General features: G+C 53.4%; 19 protein-coding genes. 13 read left to right on the top strand and 6 right to left on the bottom strand.

The features are described from left to right. The first annotated feature begins 35 nt into the window (after positions 1-35). The 3 genes from mazG (at position 36) to eno (ending at position 4,020) form a co-directional block, all read left to right on the top strand. The gene (gene mazG / locus VRC33_RS17960) at positions 36-818 is read left to right on the top strand and encodes a nucleoside triphosphate pyrophosphohydrolase (protein ID WP_338557775.1); all 783 of its coding nucleotides are present in this window, start codon (positions 36-38) and stop codon (positions 816-818) included. Positions 819-1,009: 191 nt separating this feature from the next. Then, entirely contained in the window at positions 1,010-2,647 is a 1,638-nt protein-coding gene (pyrG, locus tag VRC33_RS17955) for a CTP synthase (glutamine hydrolyzing) (RefSeq protein ID WP_338557772.1), read from the top strand. Between the two features lie 77 nt (positions 2,648-2,724). After that, positions 2,725-4,020, top strand: a complete 1,296-nt coding sequence (eno, locus tag VRC33_RS17950) for a phosphopyruvate hydratase (RefSeq protein ID WP_338557768.1) — start codon at positions 2,725-2,727, stop codon at positions 4,018-4,020. Between the two features lie 119 nt (positions 4,021-4,139). Here the strand turns inward: eno and VRC33_RS17945 are convergent, their stop codons facing one another. Both VRC33_RS17945 and VRC33_RS17940 read right to left on the bottom strand, forming a co-directional pair. Then, a complete protein-coding gene (locus tag VRC33_RS17945; protein ID WP_338557764.1) occupies positions 4,140-5,570 on the bottom strand; it encodes an amidohydrolase family protein in 1,431 nt (476 codons plus the stop codon). A 192-nt stretch (positions 5,571-5,762) separates the two neighbouring features. Next, positions 5,763-7,472, bottom strand: a complete 1,710-nt coding sequence (locus VRC33_RS17940) for a metallophosphoesterase (protein ID WP_338557759.1) — start codon at positions 7,470-7,472, stop codon at positions 5,763-5,765. Between the two features lie 252 nt (positions 7,473-7,724). On the opposite strand from VRC33_RS17940, the gene queE reads away from it, so the two are divergent. Beyond that, on the top strand, positions 7,725-8,396 hold the full coding sequence (gene queE, locus VRC33_RS17935; protein ID WP_338564342.1) for a 7-carboxy-7-deazaguanine synthase QueE: 672 nt from the start codon (positions 7,725-7,727) through the stop codon (positions 8,394-8,396). Between the two features lie 111 nt (positions 8,397-8,507). On the opposite strand, the gene VRC33_RS17930 is transcribed toward queE, so the two are convergent. Both VRC33_RS17930 and queD read right to left on the bottom strand, forming a co-directional pair. Further along, positions 8,508-9,119 carry an inorganic diphosphatase gene (locus VRC33_RS17930; protein ID WP_338557757.1) on the bottom strand — a complete coding sequence of 204 codons (612 nt, stop codon included), beginning with the start codon at positions 9,117-9,119 and terminating at the stop codon, positions 8,508-8,510. Positions 9,120-9,228: 109 nt separating this feature from the next. After that, a complete protein-coding gene (gene queD / locus VRC33_RS17925; RefSeq protein ID WP_338557754.1) occupies positions 9,229-9,588 on the bottom strand; it encodes a 6-carboxytetrahydropterin synthase QueD in 360 nt (119 codons plus the stop codon). A gap of 308 nt (positions 9,589-9,896) precedes the next feature. Between queD and cysJ the strand changes: the two genes are divergently transcribed. From cysJ to VRC33_RS17910, 3 genes are all read left to right on the top strand, one after another. Further along, positions 9,897-11,702: an NADPH-dependent assimilatory sulfite reductase flavoprotein subunit gene (cysJ, locus tag VRC33_RS17920; protein ID WP_338557753.1), complete on the top strand. Its 1,806-nt coding sequence runs from the start codon at positions 9,897-9,899 to the stop codon at positions 11,700-11,702. Positions 11,703-11,797: 95 nt separating this feature from the next. Further along, entirely contained in the window at positions 11,798-13,513 is a 1,716-nt protein-coding gene (gene cysI / locus VRC33_RS17915) for an assimilatory sulfite reductase (NADPH) hemoprotein subunit (protein WP_338557752.1), read from the top strand. Positions 13,514-13,525: 12 nt separating this feature from the next. Then, positions 13,526-14,257 (top strand): phosphoadenylyl-sulfate reductase, encoded by a 732-nt coding sequence (locus VRC33_RS17910; protein WP_338557751.1) that lies wholly within the window; start codon positions 13,526-13,528, stop codon positions 14,255-14,257. 420 nt (positions 14,258-14,677) lie between these two features. On the opposite strand, the gene VRC33_RS17905 is transcribed toward VRC33_RS17910, so the two are convergent. Continuing rightward, positions 14,678-14,962, bottom strand: a complete 285-nt coding sequence (locus tag VRC33_RS17905; protein WP_338557750.1) for a YciI family protein — start codon at positions 14,960-14,962, stop codon at positions 14,678-14,680. Between the two features lie 16 nt (positions 14,963-14,978). Continuing rightward, positions 14,979-15,998, bottom strand: a complete 1,020-nt coding sequence (locus VRC33_RS17900) for an aminopeptidase (protein WP_338567402.1) — start codon at positions 15,996-15,998, stop codon at positions 14,979-14,981. Positions 15,999-16,253: 255 nt separating this feature from the next. On the opposite strand from VRC33_RS17900, the gene cysG reads away from it, so the two are divergent. The 6 genes from cysG to ftsB all read left to right on the top strand — a co-directional run bounded on the left by cysG (position 16,254) and on the right by ftsB (position 21,526). Next, positions 16,254-17,660, top strand: a complete 1,407-nt coding sequence (gene cysG, locus VRC33_RS17895; RefSeq protein WP_338557748.1) for a siroheme synthase CysG — start codon at positions 16,254-16,256, stop codon at positions 17,658-17,660. Between the two features lie 9 nt (positions 17,661-17,669). Further along, positions 17,670-18,578: a sulfate adenylyltransferase subunit CysD gene (gene cysD, locus VRC33_RS17890; protein WP_338567400.1), complete on the top strand. Its 909-nt coding sequence runs from the start codon at positions 17,670-17,672 to the stop codon at positions 18,576-18,578. 9 nt (positions 18,579-18,587) lie between these two features. Further along, entirely contained in the window at positions 18,588-20,015 is a 1,428-nt protein-coding gene (cysN, locus tag VRC33_RS17885) for a sulfate adenylyltransferase subunit CysN (protein WP_338557746.1), read from the top strand. Between the two features lies 1 nt (position 20,016). Next, positions 20,017-20,625: an adenylyl-sulfate kinase gene (gene cysC / locus VRC33_RS17880; protein ID WP_338557745.1), complete on the top strand. Its 609-nt coding sequence runs from the start codon at positions 20,017-20,019 to the stop codon at positions 20,623-20,625. Between the two features lie 56 nt (positions 20,626-20,681). Next, positions 20,682-21,002, top strand: a complete 321-nt coding sequence (locus VRC33_RS17875) for a DUF3561 family protein (RefSeq protein ID WP_338557744.1) — start codon at positions 20,682-20,684, stop codon at positions 21,000-21,002. 203 nt (positions 21,003-21,205) lie between these two features. Next, entirely contained in the window at positions 21,206-21,526 is a 321-nt protein-coding gene (gene ftsB / locus VRC33_RS17870; protein ID WP_338557743.1) for a cell division protein FtsB, read from the top strand. The last annotated feature ends 2 nt before the right edge of the window (positions 21,527-21,528 follow it).

Below are 21,528 nucleotides of genomic sequence, written 5' to 3'. Positions count from 1 at the left end.
TAAAAGCCCCTATTTGCAAATTTCAGGATTCAACTATGTCCGCAGTTCAGCGTCTGATAACCATCATGAAAACCCTGCGCGATCCCCAGAACGGATGCCCGTGGGATCGCGAGCAGACTTACGCCACTATTGCGCCTTACACCCTCGAAGAAACCTATGAAGTACTGGATGCCATCAGCCGGGAAGATTTTGACGATCTCCGGGGTGAACTGGGTGATTTGCTGTTTCAGGTGGTGTTCTACGCGCAGATGGCTGACGAGGAAGGGCGCTTTAATTTTGACGATGTCTGTAACGCCATCAGTGACAAGCTGGAGCGTCGTCATCCCCACATTTTTGATGACGTAAAAGTCAGCGGCAGCAAGGAAGTGCTGGCAAACTGGGAGCAGATTAAAACCAGCGAGCGGGCTGAAAAAGCTCAGCACTCCGCGCTTGATGATATCCCGCGTGCGATGCCAGCGCTGATGCGCTCACACAAGATTCAGAAGCGTTGCAGCAGCGTGGGGTTTGACTGGCACACGCTGGGGCCGGTGCTGGACAAAGTGTATGAAGAGATTGATGAGGTCATGCACGAAGCAAAGCAGGCTGTGATTGATCAACAGAAGCTGGAAGAGGAAATTGGCGATCTGCTGTTTGCCACCGTGAACCTTTCACGCCATCTCGGCAGCAAAGCCGAAGTGGCCCTGCAAAAAGCCAACGACAAATTCGAACGTCGCTTCCGCCAGGTTGAGCAGATTATTGCCAGCCAAGGGTTGGAAATGCAGGACGCCACCCTCGATCAGATGGAAGCCGCCTGGCAACAAATCAAGGCAAAGGAATAGCTGACTCGATTCAACAAAAGTGTGACACACGTCAACCTCCATCGCCGTCAGATCGGGTAAGATTTTGGCGGTCAACACGATGGCAGAGAGATAACCAGAAACGTTTAATTGTGGCACTGCAGGGATTCGGGTAGACTGTTTTCCCGTCCTGGTTATTCCATCGTCTTTAAACCTACTTTCTCAGGTTCAGCATGACAACGAACTATATTTTTGTGACCGGCGGGGTCGTATCCTCTCTGGGTAAAGGCATTGCCGCAGCCTCCCTGGCCGCCATTCTCGAAGCACGTGGTCTTAATGTGACCATCATGAAACTGGACCCGTACATCAACGTGGATCCGGGTACCATGAGTCCTACTCAGCACGGCGAAGTGTACGTCACCGATGACGGCGCTGAAACCGATCTGGATTTGGGTCATTACGAACGTTTCATCCGTACCAAGATGAGCCGTCGTAACAACTTCACCACGGGTCGTATCTACTCAGAAGTCCTGCGCAAAGAGCGCCGTGGCGACTATCTGGGTGCCACCATCCAGGTTATTCCGCACATTACCAACGCCATCAAAGAGCGCATCATCGAAGGCGGCGAAGGCCACGATGTTGTGCTGGTTGAAATCGGCGGAACTGTGGGTGATATCGAATCCCTGCCGTTCCTCGAAGCTATACGCCAGATGGCGGTTCAGGTTGGTCGCGAGCATACCCTGTATATGCACCTGACGCTGGTGCCGTACATGGCTGCAGCGGGTGAAGTGAAAACCAAACCTACTCAGCACTCCGTTAAAGAACTGCTTTCCATCGGTATTCAGCCTGATGTGCTGATTTGCCGTTCCGATCGCGCGGTTCCGGCCAACGAGCGGGCGAAAATTGCCCTGTTCTGTAACGTGCCAGAAAAAGCCGTTATCTCGCTGAAAGACGTTGATTCCATTTATAAGATTCCTGGCATGTTGAAATCTCAGGGTCTGGATGATTTTATCTGCAAGCGTTTCAACCTCAATGCTCCGGAAGCGAACCTGGCCGAATGGGAACAGGTCATCTACGAAGAAGCCAATCCTGGCGGCGAAATCACCATTGGTATGGTGGGCAAGTATGTTGAACTGCCGGATGCCTATAAGTCAGTGATTGAAGCATTGAAACACGGCGGCCTGAAAAACCGTGTGACGGTCAATATCAAGCTGATCGACTCGCAGGATGTGGAAACACGCGGCGTCGAATTGCTGAAAGATTTGGATGCTATTCTTATCCCTGGCGGCTTCGGTTACCGTGGTGTGGAAGGCAAGCTGATGACCGCCCGTTACGCGCGTGAGAACAAAGTGCCTTATCTGGGTATCTGCCTGGGTATGCAGGTTGCGCTGATGGAATTCGCCCGTAACGTAGCCGGTATGGAAGACGCAAACTCCACGGAATTTGTGCCAGACTGTAAGTATCCGGTTGTGGCGTTGATCACCGAATGGCGTGATGAAGAAGGCAATGTTGAACAGCGCACCGAGCAGAGCGATCTGGGCGGCACCATGCGTCTGGGCAGCCAGCAGTGCCAGCTGACCACCGACAGCCTGGTTCATCAGCTGTATGGCTCAGAGACCATTGTTGAGCGTCATCGCCATCGCTATGAAGTCAACAATATGCTGTTGAAGCAGATTGAAGCGGCTGGATTACGTGTGGCAGGCCGCTCCGGGGATGACCAGCTGGTGGAGATCATTGAGATCCCTAACCACCCATGGTTTGTTGCGTGTCAGTTCCATCCGGAATTCACCTCAACCCCTCGTGACGGTCACCCGCTGTTTGCTGGCTTTGTAAAAGCCGCCAGCGACTACCAGAAGCGTTTGGCAAACTAAGTATTTTCATAACCACGCCCGAACTTATCGGGCGTTGTTTGTCTGAGTTTAAGTTAACTTGTACTGAGGAAAAACTAATGTCCAAAATCGTTAAAGTCATCGGTCGCGAAATCATCGACTCACGCGGAAACCCGACCGTTGAAGCTGAAGTGCACCTGGAAGGCGGTTTCGTCGGTATGGCTGCTGCACCATCAGGCGCTTCTACCGGTTCCCGCGAAGCGCTGGAACTGCGTGACGGTGACAAAGCTCGTTTCCTGGGTAAAGGCGTGACCAAAGCAGTGGCTGCGGTTAACGGCCCTATCGCTGACGCGGTAACTGGTAAAGATGCGAAAGACCAGGCAAACATCGACAAGGTCATGATCGATCTTGATGGCACCGAGAACAAATCCAAGTTTGGCGCAAACGCCATCCTGGCCGTCTCTCTGGCTGCTGCTAAAGCTGCTGCTGCTTCAAAAGGCATGCCTCTGTATGAGCACATCGCTGAGCTGAACGGCACCCCTGGCAAATTCTCTATGCCACTGCCTATGATGAACATCATCAACGGTGGTGAGCACGCCGACAACAACGTCGACATCCAGGAATTCATGATCCAGCCTGTGGGCGCTAAAACCCTGAAAGAAGCCATCCGTATGGGTTCTGAAGTGTTCCACACCCTGGCAAAAGTGCTGAAATCCAAAGGTATGGGTACTGCAGTCGGTGACGAAGGTGGCTATGCGCCTAACCTGGGTTCCAACGCAGAAGCACTGGCTGTTATCGCTGAAGCGGTAAAAGCAGCAGGCTACGAGCTGGGCAAAGACATCACCCTGGCGATGGACTGTGCAGCTTCTGAATTCTACAAAGACGGCAAATATGTGCTGGCTGGCGAAGGCAACAAAGCCTTTACCTCTGAAGAGTTCACTCACTTCCTGGAAGACCTGACCAAAGAATACCCAATCGTCTCTATCGAAGACGGTCTGGACGAATCTGACTGGGATGGCTTTGCTTACCAGACCAAAGTGCTGGGCGACAAAATCCAGCTGGTGGGTGACGATCTGTTCGTAACCAACACCAAAATCCTGAAAGAAGGTATCGACAAAGGCATCGCTAACTCCATCCTGATCAAATTCAACCAGATCGGTTCTCTGACCGAAACCCTGGCTGCGATCAAAATGGCGAAAGATGCTGGTTATACCGCAGTGATCTCTCACCGTTCAGGTGAAACCGAAGATGCTACTATCGCAGACCTGGCGGTAGGTACTGCAGCGGGCCAGATCAAAACCGGTTCTATGAGCCGTTCTGACCGTGTTGCCAAGTACAACCAGCTGATCCGTATCGAAGAAGCGCTGGGAAGCCGTGCGCCATTCAACGGTCTGAAAGAAGTTAAAGGTCAGTAATGATCTGACTTCCCCGCCCCTGCGGGCTGAGGATTTTCAGCTGAATAAGAGCCGGGCCTGTGTCATACAGGCCCGGTTTTTTTATGCAGGCAGCACAAGCCTGCAGGTGGGATGCGCGCTTATATTTTTCTGACCCCACCCGCTACCAGCCTGCCCTGATGGAAGGTGGCACTCACCTCCGGAACGCGCGCTACCGCTTCGGCTGAACAGCTTGCCGCAACCAGAATCATCTCTGCGGCATCATTCACGGCAGGCCACTGGCGCTCCCCCTTAGCACTTAATGGCAGAATATTGCCTGTAGCAATCGCCAGCGAACGGGTCAGGCCAAACTCGTCGGAATTGCCATAAAGCTGAGCATAAAGATTGGCTTTCTCCAGCATGCTTCCGGTACCAAAAGGCGACCAGTGATCGATAACGCTGTCGGTCCCGGTCATTACGAAAACGCCTTTATCACTCAACTGCGGCAAAGGCATTGAGCGTTTGCCAATCGGTACGGTAGAGGCCACCGTAAATTGCTGCGCTGCCAGACCGTTGATCACCTCTTCCAGCTCATTCCCTTCCATTACCGAGAGTGCAAAGCCGTGGCTCAGGGTCACTTTGCCAACCAGCTGTGGATTCTGCTCTACGGTTTTGATCATATATTTCACGGCAGCGATACCAGCCGGGGTGGTTTCGTGCAGATGAATATCCACGCCCTTATGGCTGTCCAGCGCAATCTGAAACATCGTATCAAGCGATTTCTCCATCGCACCGTCGACGTTGGTCGGGTCCAGGCCGCCGACATACTGCACGCCCATCTGCATCGCTTCTCGCATCAGACCCTCAACTTTTGAGTGCAGCAGGCCGTGCTGTGGGAAGGCGACAATCTCGCAACTGAAATCCTGCTGGTGTTTCTGCAGGGCGGTTTGCAGATGCTCCAGGCTTTTCAGGCCGCTGACCGGATCGATATTGCAGTGGCTGCGGGCAACGGTGGTGCCTTTGGCCTGCAGCAGCGCGATGATCGCTTCCGCATGTTGAACAGAGTGCGGCAGCAGACGGGGAATAATGGTTTGCTCGCGGGCAATCATATCCATAATGGTTTTGCCTTTACGGGGGCGGGGCGCTTCCCACGGGCCGCCGTAAAAGGTTTTATCCAGATGGATATGCATATCGCGGGTGGCAGGCAGCAGCAGCAGTCCGTTAGCATCAAAGGCCTGAAGTGGGCTGGGGGAACGATTTTTCGCTGGCTGTATGGCGGTAATTTTACCCTTGTTGATTTCCAGGTCGTACAGCATAGTTTTTGTACCGACCACGATGCCGCCTTGCTGCTCAAAGCCTTCCTCCAGACGAACGTTGCGTAACTGATAGTGGGTCGCCGTGATGGACTTCGTCACTGAATCCTCCTCGCAGGAGAGTTTACTTGAAGCAGGGGCGGTCGTAGCGGCTCCAGCCATGCCAGAGGCAAGAAGAGCGCCACCGGCAGTCATTCTGGCGCTGTGGGAAAGAAAGTGTCTGCGACTTTGATGAGAGTGCACTGCGGTTTCCTTGTTCCTGTGACTGAAGCGAATCATAACCAATTATAGATTGCTAGCAATCTTCACCTTGTCTGTTTGCGGGCTGACCGACAATTTTTTCACAGAGATGCCTGCATAAAGCGATTTAGTTAACCTTGTGAACGAAGAAGGTGAGACGTGAAAAGAGGGGGAGAGAACGGAGAAGACAGCATGGCCCCCAACCGGGGACCATTAACGGACAGTTATTCTTTACCAACCGATGCACGGAGAAGGTGAGAGAAGATTGTGTTCACCCAAATATTGCCAGTAAATATTGCTGTTTGCGCCGGATGGGTAAGCTTTTCTCCAGGAGTCGGCCTGCTTCGCTTTAAAAAAGCGGACGTTTTCGGGCGATTTCCGTGTCCAGCCCTGGCTGACTTTCCAGGCTTTATACTGGTTGAACATTTCATACCCTGGAGTGGTGTACAGACGATTGCCATTGCCATCAAGGACGCGATTAGTTGCGCGATTAACCAGCATCATTTCTCCCCGCTCAGTTTTGATCGGACGCCATTGCTGATAATAGTTATTTGCGGTGGCGGGCTTGGTGTAGACAGCCCCACTGGCATTACTGTCCAGCACCCGTCCTGTCGCTCTTTGACGGATCAGGTACCAGGCGTTGTATTCCGGCATCTCATTTCCGTACATCCTCTCAAAAGCCCACATCTGGTAAGGGTTGCCCGCATTCCAGGGGCGCATATAACCACTTCCTGACTTGCTGGCATCAACATTGTTTCCGGACCTTAATACCTGGTTAAGATTCCACTCCGCTTTTGCCGGCATAAAGGGACTCATATAGATATCTCCTTTGTAACCGAATATGCCTGTCATTTTACAAACCGGCGTGGGGGTGGGCACTTTCTCGGTATAAGTCTTCAGCTCTACGGGCGTCCCTGTTATGCCATCCATCTCCCTGATAGTTAACGTCCGGGATACTTCGTTAAAGTTAACCTGATGGAATTTTCCGTCAAAAGCGGCTCCTGTAGTGTAAACAGGCGTGTTACCGTAAAAAGGGTGGTTACTGTGGGCGTCACGATCAAACATGTGCGTGTGGCCAACAAAAACGGCCAGAGGCTTATAGGTCAACATAATTGCCTGAAACTGCCTGCGGGCATAGTCACTTGAGTTTCTGCGGAAATCGTCACCCTCCTCATGCATATTAAGAATGACATTACTCACTCCTCTGAATCTGGCCTTCCGGAGATCGTCACCCAGCCAGGTTAGCGAGGGGATAATGTCATATTTCGGCTTTTGCAACGAAGAGTTCAGCTTAACTGAATAGTCAGGGTGGAGATTTAACTGCACAAAGTGGACATGTTTATAATCCCAGGAGTAGGCCAGACTGCCTTTATCAGCGGTCATATCACTGGAGAAATTTGTGATCCCCTGCTGTTTTTTTATGACCGATCCAAAAGCAGACTGATTCAGTCGGGAGGAAAGTTCTATTGCAGCCTGATGTTTTATAAGTTTCTGCACCGAGTCGATGGCACATCCGTCCATGGAGAACCAGTAAGCTGTCCAGCAGTCATTTTTATTATTTTGATAATCGTGATTCCCCAGCCCGAAATAATAAGGAAACCTGAGCTTATCAAAGATGCCAGACACAGCATCCCATGAGGAAGTTCGCCCAAACTCCGTTATGTCTCCGTTGATAATACCAAAGGAAATGTCAGGTACTTTATTCGCCGCAGAAACTAAATTTTTGTTAATCCTGTGCCATTCAGCGCCATTTTGGCTTTTGCTATTGGGATCGCCCCCTTTTTTTAAACGAAATGCCTGAGGGTCTGCGAAAACGGCAAAGGAAAAATTTTCTTTAGTGGGGATTGATGAAGTCCCAGGCGAGATGGGCGCTGTGTAAGCACACTGTGACATAAGTGAAGTGAATAAAGTTATATTGAGTATGAATGTTGTCTTTTTCATTATTTGATTTGTCCCTTTGTAATCCATCTGTGAAAATCCATGTAAGAAATCAAATTTAATATTCCGATTATTCCTAATTAAGCGAAAGGTTAATTTCGTAATGAATGAATGTCAATTTGATCAATACGCTCTTAAATGTTTGCAGAGTTTTTAAAGCACAAAGTTGTTTGCCATTAGCACAAAGCGATTTGGCTATGCAGAGCCAATCTGCCATACTCTGCGCCCTTAAATTCACAGAGAGTCGAGATGGTAATGCAGTACCCGATTAATGAAATGTTCCAGACGTTGCAGGGCGAAGGTTTTTATACCGGCGTTCCGGCAATTTTTATCCGCCTGCAGGGATGCCCGGTGGGCTGCAGCTGGTGTGATACCAAACACACCTGGGATAAGCTGGCCGATCGGGAAACCTCGCTGGGTGATATCCTGCTGAAAACCATAGAGACGGATGCCTGGGGGGCAGCGGATGCGCAGGCATTGCTGGCGGTGATTGCCAGCCACGGCTGGACTGCACGCCATGTGGTGATCACCGGCGGAGAACCCTGCATCCATGATCTGACACCGCTGACAGAAACGCTGGAGCAGCACGGATTCAGTTGCCAGATTGAAACCAGCGGCACGCACGAAGTCCATTGCAGCGAAAAAACCTGGGTAACCGTTTCACCGAAAGTGAATATGCGTGGGGGATATGATGTGCTGAACCAGGCGCTGGTGCGGGCAGATGAAGTGAAGCACCCGGTAGCCCGTCAGCGGGATGTTGAAGCTTTGCAGGCTCTGCTGGCAACGCTGAGCGATGACAAGGCCCGGATCATCGCGTTGCAGCCAATCAGCCAGAAAGATGATGCCACCAAACTCTGTATTGAAACCTGTATCCGTTATAACTGGCGATTGTCGATGCAGACGCATAAATACCTGAATATCGCCTGACAGGTTGCCAGAGGCTGTTTCATTCAGAACAGGCTGATTCGGGCGGCATGATCGCCGCCCGAGAGTGACCGCTATGAAAGAGAGGGAGCCTCTCCGGTCAGGGCATGAAGTTTACTCTGCTTTGGCAGGCTTAGATTTCCATGCCTCGAAGGCGGATTTGATCTCCGTCTTAGCCGCTGCCGCATCGCCAAAACCATTCAGTTCGACCTTCTTACGCCCATCCGGCAACTGCTTATAAACGCGGAAGAACGCTTCCAGGCGTTTCACTTCCATTTTTGGCAGATCGTCCATCGAGTGAATATCATCATAAGTTGGATCGATTTTACTGGCCGGAACGGCCACGATCTTGTCATCTGATTCCCCGCCATCGATCATCTTCAGTACGCCAATCGGACGCAGTTTGATCAGCGTACCCGGTGCCATTGGCGCACGGGTGTAAAAAATTACATCCAGCGGATCGTTATCCCCACCCAGAGACTGGGTCAGGGAGCCATAGTTTGCGGGGTAGGCCACCGGCATGGACTGGAAACGATCGGCGACAATAAAGCCGGTTTTCGCATCAGTTTCATATTTGATCATGCTGCCTGCCGGAATTTCGGTCAGCGCATAGAATTCGTCAGGGTTATTTTCAGGTTGGGGAAAGTCCAGGATATTCATGGCACTGGCCTGGGAGCAGGCAACCACAAGTACGGCAACAGCAGACAATTTTTTGACCAGATTCATTGTTGATTCTCTCGATCTTTAATGAAGGAGCCAACAACGTAGAGAAGCGGGGTGACAGAAAGATGACAGTGGATAAGAACGGATCGGCCAGAGCCGATCCGGACAGGCATTAACCTTTGTAGACGCAGCCTGCTGTACAGGTCTCTTTGATCATCACCGCGCTCAGTTGCGGAAGCACAGGCTTCATCTGATCCCAGATCCATCTGGAGAGCACTTCACTGGTCGGGTTTTCAAGACCAGGAATATCATTGAGATAATAGTGATCCAGACGATCGTAGACAGGTTTGAAAGCGGCTTTCAGCTCGGAGAAGTCCATGATCCAGCCGGTATGCGCGTCCACTTCGCCGGTAATTTCGAGCCGCACCATGAAGGAGTGGCCATGCAGGCGGCCGCATTTGTGCCCGGCCGGTACGTTAGGCAGATGGTGAGCAGCCTCGAAGATGAAATCTTTAAACAGCGTGGTAGGCATTTGACAGTCTCAGTATGCATTTCTTGAAAAAACCGGCCAAGTCTACCCGAAAAAGCCTTTTTTCGCATCCGTTTCCCGGCTGATTCATCTGGCTCCGTGTGCGGGGCAGAACGACATTTAGTAACCTGCTGATTAGTAATGATTTAATTAACCTGTTTTGCCACTATCCCTTACCCGTAAAACCGTTTAGTCATTTTGGTTATTTATTATTACCAACCCTTATTTAATGGTTATTATGCTTGTCGTTAACCTACTCTCATCTTGCTGTTTTTACGGCCCGGACCACCGATACTGGAACCTTCAACCCAATGACGACTCAGGCACCTTCAAGCTCTCTGCTTCCGTTGAATCCGGAACAACTCGCCCGTTTGCAGGCGGCCACCGGGGATTTCTCCACCACGCAGATGGCGTGGCTCTCCGGCTATTTCTGGGGCATGGTCAATCAGACCCCCGGAGCGGCTGCTGTCAGCGCGCCTGCGCCAGCCGACGTGCCGACCATCACGCTGCTCTCCGCTTCCCAGACCGGCAATGCCCGCCGCCTCTCTGAGCAACTTCGCGATGATCTGCTGGCGGCGAAGCTGAATGTGAATCTGGTCAATGCGGGTGACTACAAGTTTAAGCAGATAGCTCAGGAAAAACTGCTGATTGTGATGACTTCGACGCAGGGAGAGGGTGAACCACCGGAAGAAGCTGTCGCGCTGCATAAATTCCTGATGTCGAAGAAGGCGCCGAAACTCGACAATACCGCTTTTGCGGTCTTTGGGCTTGGCGATACCTCCTACGAATTTTTCAGCCAGGCCGGTAAAGATTTCGATGGCAAGCTGGCTGAAATGGGCGGTGAGCGCCTGCTTGATCGCGTGGATGCCGATGTGGAATATGCGGCTGAAGCCGAAAAATGGCGTAAGCAGATTGTTGAAGTGCTGAAAGCACGGGTACCTGCTGAAGCGCCAGCCGCCGCGGCGGTGACGGCAACAGGTGTGGTCAACGAAGTCTTCAGCAGTCCTTACACTAAAGAAGAGCCGCTGACCGCCAGCTTTGCGGTCAATCAGAAAATCACCGGGCGCAATTCTGATAAAGATGTGCGCCACATCGAGATCGATCTGGGTGATTCTGGTCTGCGTTATCAGCCGGGCGATGCGCTGGGCGTCTGGTTCGAGAATGATCCGGCTCTGGTGCAGGAACTGGTTGAGCTGCTGTGGCTGAAGGGCGATGAGAGCGTGACGGTCAATGGTCAGACGCTGACGCTGACGGAAGCGCTGCAAAAGCATTTTGAACTGACGGTGAACACCCCACAGATCGTGGAGCAGTACGGTAAACTTTGCCGCGATGAGACGCTGCTGGGCCTGATCGGTGAGAAGCCGAAGCTGCAGCATTACGCGCAGAGCACGCCGATTGTGGATATGGTACGCCGGGCGCCGGTAGAAGTGACTGCCGATCAGCTGATCGCCATACTGCGTCCACTGACGCCGCGTCTTTACTCGATCGCCTCTTCGCAGGCCGAGAGTGAAAGCGAAGTGCATATCACCGTGGGGGCGGTGCGCTACGACATTGACGGCCGTGAGCGGGCTGGCGGCGCATCCAGCTTCCTGGCCGACAGGCTGGAAGAAGATGGCGAGATCCGCGTGTTTATCGAACACAACGATAACTTCCGGTTACCGGAAAATCCGCAAACGCCAGTCATTATGATTGGCCCAGGCACCGGTATTGCCCCGTTCCGCGCCTTTATGCAGCAGCGTGACAACGACGGCGCAGAAGGTAAAAACTGGCTGTTCTTTGGCAACCCGCACTTTACCGAAGATTTTCTTTATCAGGTCGAATGGCAGCGTTACGTGAAAGATGGGCTGCTGACCAACATCGACCTGGCCTGGTCCCGCGACCAGCAGCAGAAGGTCTATGTGCAGGATAAGATCCGCGCTAAGGGCGCTGAAGTGTGGAGCTGGATCCAACAGGGCGCGCATATTTATGTCTGTGGCGACGCTAATCGCATGGCGAAGGATGTGGAGCAGGTGCTGCTGGAGCTGGTGGCCGAGCACGGTGGAATGGATACCGAGACCGCCGACGAATATTTGAGTGAGCTGCGCATTGAGCGCCGTTATCAGCGGGATGTTTACTAGGCTGCCTGAATAATAAGAGCCAGAATAACCCCGCGCCTTGCCGGTGGGACATCTCCCTCCGGCGGCACAAACAAACATTTGAGAGATACTGCCTCATGAGCAATGAAAAACATCCCGGACCGCTGGTCGTTGAAGGCAAACTCACCGACGCAGAGCGCCTGAAAAAAGAGAGTAATTATCTCCGTGGCACCATCACTGAAGATCTGCAGGATGGTCTGACCGGCGGATTTACCGGCGATAACTTTTTGCTGATCCGCTTTCACGGCATGTATCAGCAGGATGACCGCGATATCCGTGCTGAGCGTGCAGAGCAGAAGCTGGAGCCGCGCCATGCCATGATGCTGCGTTGCCGTCTGCCTGGCGGCATCATGACGCCAAAGCAGTGGCTGGGCATCGACAAATTTGCGGAACAGAACACCCTTTATGGCAGCATCCGTCTGACTAACCGTCAGACCTTCCAGTTCCACGGCATTCTGAAAGGCAACGTGAAGCCTGCGCACCAGATGCTGAGTGAAGTGGGTCTGGATGCACTGGCCACGGCTAACGATGTCAACCGTAACGTTTTGTGCAGCTCAAACCCGGTTGAGTCGGAACTGCATCAGGAAGCTTACGAGTGGGCGAAGAAACTTTCCGAGCATCTGCTGCCGCAAACGCGCGCTTATGCTGAGATCTGGTTAGATCAGGAGAAAGTAGCCACCACTGATAAAGAGCCGATTCTGGGCGAAACTTATCTGCCGCGTAAGTTCAAAACCACCGTAGTGGTGCCGCCGCATAATGATGTGGATTTGCACGCCAACGATATGAACTTTATTGCTATCGCTGAGAACGGCAAGCTGATCGGCTTTAACCTGCTGGTAGGGGGCGGACTCTCCATCGATCACGGCAATAAAGCGACCTATGCACGTCTGGCCAGCGAGTTTGGCTTCCTGCCGCTGGATAAAACGCTGGCCGTTGCGGAAGCGGTAGTCACTACCCAGCGCGACTGGGGCAACCGTACCGATCGTAAAAATGCCAAAACCAAATATACCCTTGAGCGCGTAGGCGTTGAGACGTTTAAAGCGGAAGTTGAGCGCCGTGCGGGGATCACATTTGAGCCGATTCGCCCCTATGAATTCACCACCCGTGGCGATCGTATTGGCTGGGTGAAAGGCATTGATGATAAATGGCACCTGACGCTGTTTATTGAGAATGGTCGTCTGCTGGATTATCCGGGCCGTCCGCTGAAAACCGGCCTGGCTGAGATTGCCAAAATTCATCAGGGTGATTTCCGCCTGACGGCTAACCAGAATCTGATTGTGGCTGGCGTGCCGGAAGCGGAGAAACCGCGGATTGAAGCGCTGGCTCGTGAGCACGGTTTGATGGAGAGCGTCACCGCACAGCGTGAAAATTCCATGGCCTGCGTCGCTTTCCCGACCTGTCCACTGGCGATGGCCGAAGCCGAACGCTTCCTGCCAGAATTTGTGACCCGCGTGGAGGAGCTGATGACGTCGCACGGCGTGGGCGATGAGCACATTGTGCTGCGCGTGACCGGTTGCCCGAACGGCTGTGGCCGCGCGCTGCTGGCTGAGATAGGGTTGGTGGGCAAGGCTCCAGGCCGTTATAACCTGCATCTGGGCGGTAACCGGATTGGAACGCGCATCCCAAGGATGTACCGTGAGAACATCACTGAAGATGAAATTTTGTCTACCCTTGATGCTTTACTGGGTCGCTGGTCAAAAGAGCGTGAAGCCGGTGAAGGCTTTGGTGATTTCACTATCCGTATGGGTGTGGTGAAGCCGGTTGTTGATCCGGCCCGTGATTTTTGGGCATAAAGGAGGCGTGATATGTCTGTACTCGATCTCTCAGCACTGAATGATTTACCGAAAGTAGAGCGCGTGATGGCGCTCGCCGAGATTAATACCAAACTGGACAAGCTTTCTGCGCAGGAGCGCGTGCTCTGGGCGCTGGAGAATTTGCCCGGTGAGGCGGTGCTCTCTTCCAGCTTTGGCATTCAGGCGGCGGTCAGTCTGCATCTGGTGACGCAGGCTAAGCCGGATATTCCGGTGATCCTGACCGATACCGGCTATCTGTTCCCGGAGACCTATCAGTTTATCGATCGGCTCACTGATAAGCTGAAGCTTAACCTGCAGGTGTACCGTGCGGAGCAAAGCGCGGCCTGGCAGGAGGCGCGTTACGGCAAGCTGTGGGAGCAGGGCGTTGAGGGTATTGAGCGCTACAACGAGATCAACAAAGTAGAGCCGATGAACCGGGCAATGGAGAGTTTGCAGGCGCAGACCTGGTTTGCCGGTTTGCGCCGCGATCAGTCCAGCAGTCGGGCTCATCTTCCGGTGCTGGCTATTCAGCGCGGGGTCTTTAAAGTTCTGCCGATCATCGACTGGGATAACCGTCAGGTGCATCAGTATTTGCAGGACAACGATCTGGACTATCACCCGCTGCGTGAGCAGGGTTATCTTTCAGTAGGGGATACGCACACTACCCGTAAATGGGAGCCAGGCATGGCGGAAGAAGAGACGCGTTTCTTCGGGCTGAAGCGCGAGTGCGGTTTGCACGAATAGCTACGGCTGAGGTGGGGTCTTTACACTAAAGCATCCCCTGTGCAGGCTGTACTCTGCGCAGGGGATAGAGATTAAAAACAGGCGTTGCAGATTAAAAAACAGGTGGCCTGTATGTCATGTATTCTGCGCAGGGATAGAGATTAAAAAACAGGTGTGGCCTGTATGTCATGTATTCCGCGCAGGGGATACAGGCCGCTCAGAAAGACGCAAAAAGCCTCATCCATGACAGCTCGGCTCGCACCGTCCATGGCGCGAGACGCTTTCCGATCGGCCTGCATCCCCCACGCCTCAATGGTTAGTGTTGTCTGAATGAATCAAGTTCAGCATTATCTGTCTTCCTCACACCCTGAACCTTTACTCTTTTCTGGGTAATTCATCTTCTGAATTTCAGCGTTGTCTGTCTGAATCAAGCTTCAGCTATCAGATCCCAACCAGCGCGTTAAACTCATTGGTGCTGCGGGTTACGTTCACCTTTGTCACTTCATACTCTGCCACGGCCTGGAAAGGATCTTCCGACAGGATGACGTTCAGCCGTTCACGGTCGATATCTTTCACCATCACCATACCGCCGGTACGGGGATCTTTTCGGCCTGCCGCAATAAAGACGCCAGCGTCAAAATATTTGTTCAGCCAGAGAACGTGCGCATCCAGCACGGCTTCAACCTCTTCCATAGGGCGGCTATATTTCAGATAAACGATATACATGGCAATAACTCCTGTTTCAGCTTGTGGGGTTCGCCAGCCCGGAAATCAGCGGCAGTAGAATCTTTACGGTAGTACGTGTGCGTTGGGTGATGCGTCCGGGTAGCCAGCGATCGAGATAAGTCAGATTATCCAGTGAGGCCTGATAACGGCTGGTTCCCTGTGGAAAATGGTGGCTGAGCGTGCGCTGTTGCTGCCCATCCTTTTTTCCCAGATCCCAGTTGGTGGCACGAATGCTCAGCAGCGGAAAACCGGCTTTATCAAATTCATCATCCGCAGGGTGTTTTTTTACCGCTTTACCGTTGGTGGCGGCGGCCAGCCCATGCTGACGGGCAATGGCCAGCGCACGGTCCCTGGTCTGGCGTGCCACGGCATCCGGCGTGTTGCTGCCGCTGTCAAAATAAAGTTTATCGCCAACTATCAGGCTGTCCAGGTTGATCACCAGCAGCGTGTTTTTCTTCTCTTCCGGTTTCATTCTGGCGAGATAATCTTTTTCACCCTGATGGCCGCTCTCTTCACCGCTCAGTGCCACGAAGCGCAGGCTGTAGTGCAGGGGAACTTTGCTTAACCGTTGGGCCAGTTCCAGCATGACGCCGAGGCCGGAAGCGTTATCGTCCGCCCCCTGAAGCGTCAGGCCACCCAGGTTTTTTTGCCGATCGCCATCGCTTACCGGCATATAGGTATCCGCATGGGTGACGATCAAAATCTGTTGGGGAACTTCTCCGGCACGGGCGGCAATAACGGATGTGGCCGTGACGTTATGCGGTGTAGTGTGGCCGTCCTGCGACTGATAAGGGTAGTCTGCGGAGAAATTCCGCTTGTTGGTTTCATAGCCCAGCTCGCTGAACTGATGGTGCAGATAATCTGCCGTCAGCATCTCGGCAGGGCTGCCAGCCATACGGCCTGGAAAATAGGTGGCAATGTGGCGAAGCTGCTGCTCAGCAAAATGCCCCATCTGCTGGCTGGCTGCCTGCAGGGGGAAAACAGCACCGCAACTGAGTAAAGCGGCCAGCGCGCTCAGGCGGAGTCGGGAAAACATGTCAGATCCTTAGTCGTCATCAATGACAATCTTACGAGGTTTTTTTACCCGCACAGTATGAAAGTGTGACGCGGATTGCACAATTTCATTCTCTCTGAAATGCCCTAATTATCATCCGTTAAGCACATTTTGTGCGGAGCTATGCCAGAACGTTATTCCATTCAGTAACTACTCATTCCAATTAGTAATTTCATAAGCCTCAAGCCAGGGCCGTATAGTCGCGTTAACTTTGTGTAAATAACGAAAAAGGCCGACGTGGACTATCTCCCGATTTTTGCTGACATCCGAAACAAACCGGTGCTGATTGTGGGCGGCGGAGACGTTGCTGCCCGCAAAATTGATCTGCTGCGTCGTGCGGGTGCCGATGTGCAAATCGCCGCGCATGCGTTGTGTGAGGAGTTAACGGAGCTGGAAAGCAACGGCGCCGTGCGTTGGATCGCCAGAGAGTATCAGAGCACCCAGCTCGACAGCGTCTTTCTGGTGATCGCCGCCACCGATAACGTGGAGCTTAACGCCCGCGTGTTCACCGATGCGCATGAGCGTCACCTGTTTGCCAACGTGGTGGACGATCAGCCTAAGTGCTCCTTTATCTTCCCTTCTATCGTTGACCGCTCTCCGCTGGTGGTGGCTATCTCTTCCAGCGGCACGGCGCCGGTTCTGGCCAGGCTGCTGCGTGAGAAGCTGGAAGCCTTGTTGCCAGCAAATCTTGGGCAGATGGCTGAGATCGCCGGACAGTGGCGTAATAAAGTCAAACAGCGCTTCAGCAAGATGTCTGAGCGTCGCCGCTTCTGGGAGGCCGCCTTCAATGGCCTGTTCGCCAGCCAGGTCGCTTCCGGTAACGTTGAAGGGGCAAAACGCACGCTGGATCAGCAGCTCGACGATCCGGATGCCGGTGAGGGCGAAATCATTCTGGTCGGTGCAGGCCCCGGCGATCCCGGCTTGCTGACGCTGCGTGGCTTGCAGGTCATGCAGCAGGCCGACGTGGTGCTCTATGACCATCTGGTCAGTGATGAAGTTCTGGATCTGGTGCGCCGTGATGCAGACCGCATCTGCGTAGGCAAGCGTGCCAATGCTCACTCTATCCCGCAGGAAGAGACCAACCGCATGCTGGTGGAGCTCGCTAAAAAGGGTAAACGTGTGGTGCGCCTCAAGGGCGGCGATCCCTTTATTTTTGGTCGCGGCGGCGAAGAGCTACAGGCAGCCGTGGAGGCGGGCATTCCTTTTCAGGTGGTGCCTGGCGTTACCGCAGCAGCAGGCGCAACTGCCTATGCCGGTATTCCGCTGACTCACCGCGATTATGCGCAAAGCGCGATGTTCATTACCGGCCATTGCCGGGCTGACGGCGAGGGAATGGACTGGGCTTCACTGGCCCGCGCCCGTCAGACACTGGCTATCTATATGGGCACTATGAAAGCTGGCGAAATTTCCGCGCAGCTCATCGCTCATGGCCGCGATTCACAAACGCCTGTGGCCGTTATTGGCCGTGGGACCAGACAGGATCAGCAGGTGCTGACTGGCACCCTGGAAGAATTAGAAGTATTAGCGCAACGCGCACCGACGCCGGCATTGCTGGTGATAGGGGAAGTAGTCAACCTGCATCAGCAACTGGCATGGTTTCAACATTCAGCGCAGCGGGCGTCCACCGTTGTAAATTTGGCTTGAGGAAAAGTTATGGATCAAAAACGACTCACTCACCTGCGTCAACTGGAAGCGGAAAGTATCCATATCATCCGTGAAGTGGCAGCAGAGTTTGGCAACCCGGTGATGATGTACTCCATCGGCAAGGACTCCTCTGTGATGCTGCACCTGGCGCGCAAGGCGTTCTATCCGGGAACGCTGCCGTTCCCGCTGCTGCATGTGGACACCGGCTGGAAATTCCGTGAAATGTACGAGTTCCGCGATCGCACGGTGAAAAACATCGGTGCTGAGCTGCTGGTGCACAAAAACCCGGAAGGCGTGGCGATGGGCATCAACCCCTTTGTTCACGGCAGTGCCAAACACACCGACATCATGAAAACCGAAGGCCTGAAGCAGGCACTGAACAAGTACGGCTTTGATGCCGCGTTCGGGGGTGCCCGTCGTGATGAAGAAAAATCCCGTGCCAAAGAGCGTATCTACTCCTTCCGCGACCGTTTCCATCGCTGGGATCCAAAAAACCAGCGCCCTGAGCTGTGGCATAACTACAACGGCCAGATCAACAAAGGCGAAAGCATCCGCGTATTCCCGCTTTCCAACTGGACCGAACTGGATATCTGGCAGTATATCTTCCTGGAAAACATCGACATTGTTCCTCTGTATCTGGCCGCACCGCGTCCGGTACTGGAACGTGACGGCATGCTGATGATGATCGACGATGATCGTATCGACCTGCAGCCTGGCGAAGTGATTAAGCAGAAAATGGTGCGCTTCCGTACGCTTGGCTGCTGGCCGCTGACCGGCGCAGTGGAATCCGAAGCGCAGACGCTGCCGGAAATCATTGAAGAGATGCTGGTTTCCACCACCAGCGAACGTCAGGGCCGCGTGATTGACCGCGACCAGTCAGGCTCGATGGAGCTGAAAAAACGCCAGGGTTACTTCTAAGGAGCCAGCATGAATACCGTTATTGCACAACAAATTGCTGAACAGGGTGGCGTTGAAGCCTGGCTGCACGCCCAGCAACACAAAAGCCTGCTGCGTTTCCTGACCTGCGGCAGCGTCGACGATGGCAAGAGCACGCTGATTGGTCGCCTGCTTCATGACACCCGTCAGATTTATGAAGATCAGCTCTCCTCGCTGCACAACGACAGCAAACGTCACGGCACCCAGGGCGAGAAACTGGACCTGGCGCTGCTGGTGGATGGCTTGCAGGCCGAGCGTGAGCAGGGCATCACCATTGATGTGGCTTACCGCTATTTCTCTACCGAGAAGCGCAAATTTATTATCGCCGATACGCCGGGACACGAGCAGTACACCCGCAATATGGCTACCGGCGCGTCAACCTGTGACCTGGCCATTCTGCTGATCGATGCGCGTAAAGGCGTGCTGGATCAGACCCGTCGTCACAGCTTTATCTCCACGCTGTTGGGCATTAAACACCTGATCGTGGCGATCAATAAAATGGATCTGGTTGAATACAGCCAGGAGACGTTTGAGCAGATCAAACAGGACTACCTGGATTTTGCCGGCCAGCTGCCTGCGGATCTGGATATCCGCTTTGTTCCTCTTTCCGCGCTGGAAGGCGAGAACGTTGCTTCCCCAAGCGAAGCGATGAACTGGTACAGCGGCCCGACGCTGCTGGACGTGCTGGAAACGGTGGAGGTGAAACGTATCGTTGAGCAGCAGCCAATGCGTTTCCCGGTGCAATACGTTAACCGTCCTAACCTGGATTTCCGTGGCTATGCGGGAACCCTGGCGTCCGGTTCCGTCACCGTGGGGCAGCGTGTGAAAGTGCTTCCCTCTGGCGTGGAATCTTCTGTGGCTCGCATCGTTACCTTTGATGGCGACCTGGAAGTTGCACAGGCGGGCGAAGCGATCACTCTGGTGCTGAAAGATGAGATTGATATCAGCCGTGGCGATCTGCTGGTGGCGGTTGATGCCACGCTGAAGCCGGTTCAGGCTGCTTCTGTTGATGTGGTCTGGATGGCGGAACAACCGCTGGTGCCGGGTCAGAGCTTCGATATTAAAATCGCCGGTAAGAAAACCCGTGCCCGCGTTGAGAAGATTGAGTATCAGGTTGAAATTAACAGCCTTGCTAAACACGATGTGGACACCCTGCCGCTGAACGGCATTGGGCTGGTTGATCTGACCTTTGATGAGCCGATGGTGCTGGATAACTACCAGCAGAATCCGGTTACAGGCGGGATGATCTTTATCGATCGCCTGAGCAACGTCACCGTGGGCGCAGGGATGATCCGCGAGCCGCTGGAAGATGTGGTGAAAAATCAGGGCGATTTCAGCGCGTTTGAGCTGGAACTGAACGCGCTGGTTCGTCGTCATTTCCCACACTGGGGCGCACGCGATCTGCTGGGCGGCAAATAATATGGCCGCAGAGCATGATGAAAACGTCATCTGGCATTCGCACGCGGTAACGCGTGCGGAACGTGAGCAGCAGCATGGCCATCAGGGCGTGCTGTTATGGTTTACCGGCCTTTCGGGGTCGGGGAAATCCACGGTAGCCGGTGCGGTGGAGCAGGCGCTTCACCAGCTCGGGGTCAGCACTTATCTGCTGGATGGCGACAATGTTCGTCACGGATTGTGTCGCGATCTGGGATTCAGCGATGAGGATCGTAAAGAGAATATCCGTCGGGTGGGTGAAGTAGCCAGACTGATGGTGGATGCCGGGCTTATCGTACTCAGCGCCTTTATCTCTCCGCACCGTGCTGAACGCCAGATGGTACGCGACATGCTGGGGGAAGGGCGCTTTATCGAAGTGTTCGTGGATACCCCGCTCGCTATCTGTGAAGCCCGCGATCCTAAAGGACTCTATAAGAAAGCCCGTGCTGGTGAACTGCGTAATTTCACCGGCATTGATGCGGTTTACGAAGCGCCAGAACAGGCTGAAATCCATCTTGATGGAGAACAATTGGTAACAAAATTACTGGTTCAAGTGTTAGATCTGCTGCGCGACCGCGATATCATCAAGCCCTGAGATAGTTACGGCAAAACGCCTGAGAGCGGGCCGTATTACGCGTCAACAGGATACTTATGCATAACGTTACGCCCATATCAGTCCGTAAAGATGATCGGGACCAGGAAGAGCCCTCCTGGTCATTCCCCGGTGGAGTCATCGGCTTCGTTGCCTGGTGGCTCGCACTGGCGATCCCTTTTGTGCTGTATGGTTCTAATACGCTGTTCTTCTTCCTCTACACCTGGCCTTTCTTCCTGGCGCTGTTGCCGGTTTCCGTGCTGGCTGGTATCGCCACCAATGTGATGATGCGCGGTAAACTGATCTGGACTATCCTGGTAACGATTGTGGTCGTCGTCTGCCTGTTCTGGCTGCTTTACACGCTGTTGACCGGTTGGTAACCGGCCTCTTACTCAGAGTTCAGCCCGGAGTACTGGCTGGATCTGATGTCTGAATCCCCACTGCGGTTACAAAATTTTGCTTACAAACCCTGATTTCAGGGTGAAGAACGGTCACTGTTCCACCAATGCGGGGTTAAATCACCGCTAAAGTGGAGTCAGATGAAAAGTTATGGGATGATTGAGCCGTTTTTCAGGGGGCGGGGATGGGTAAACTTACGCTGCTGTTACTTGTGTTACTCGGCTGGCTGCAATATTCGCTCTGGCTGGGCAAGAACGGCATACATGACTATACGCGCGTTAACGACGATGTTGCTGTGCAACAGGGCGGTAATGCCAAACTAAAAGCGCGAAACGATCAGCTGTTTGCAGAAATCGACGACCTTAACGGCGGTTCTGAAGCAATTGAGGAACGCGCACGCAACGAACTGGGGATGATTAAACCCGGTGAGACCTTCTATCGCCTTGTGCCGGATCAGAACAAACGAAACGCGCAGCAGGGTGCATACACCAGTCAGCAACGATAACT

This window comes from Erwinia sp. E_sp_B01_1 (assembly GCF_036865545.1).
Lineage (GTDB): Bacteria > Pseudomonadota > Gammaproteobacteria > Enterobacterales > Enterobacteriaceae > Erwinia.
Note: the sequence above shows the minus strand (reverse complement) of the source record. Positions and strands in the feature narration are given on the sequence as shown.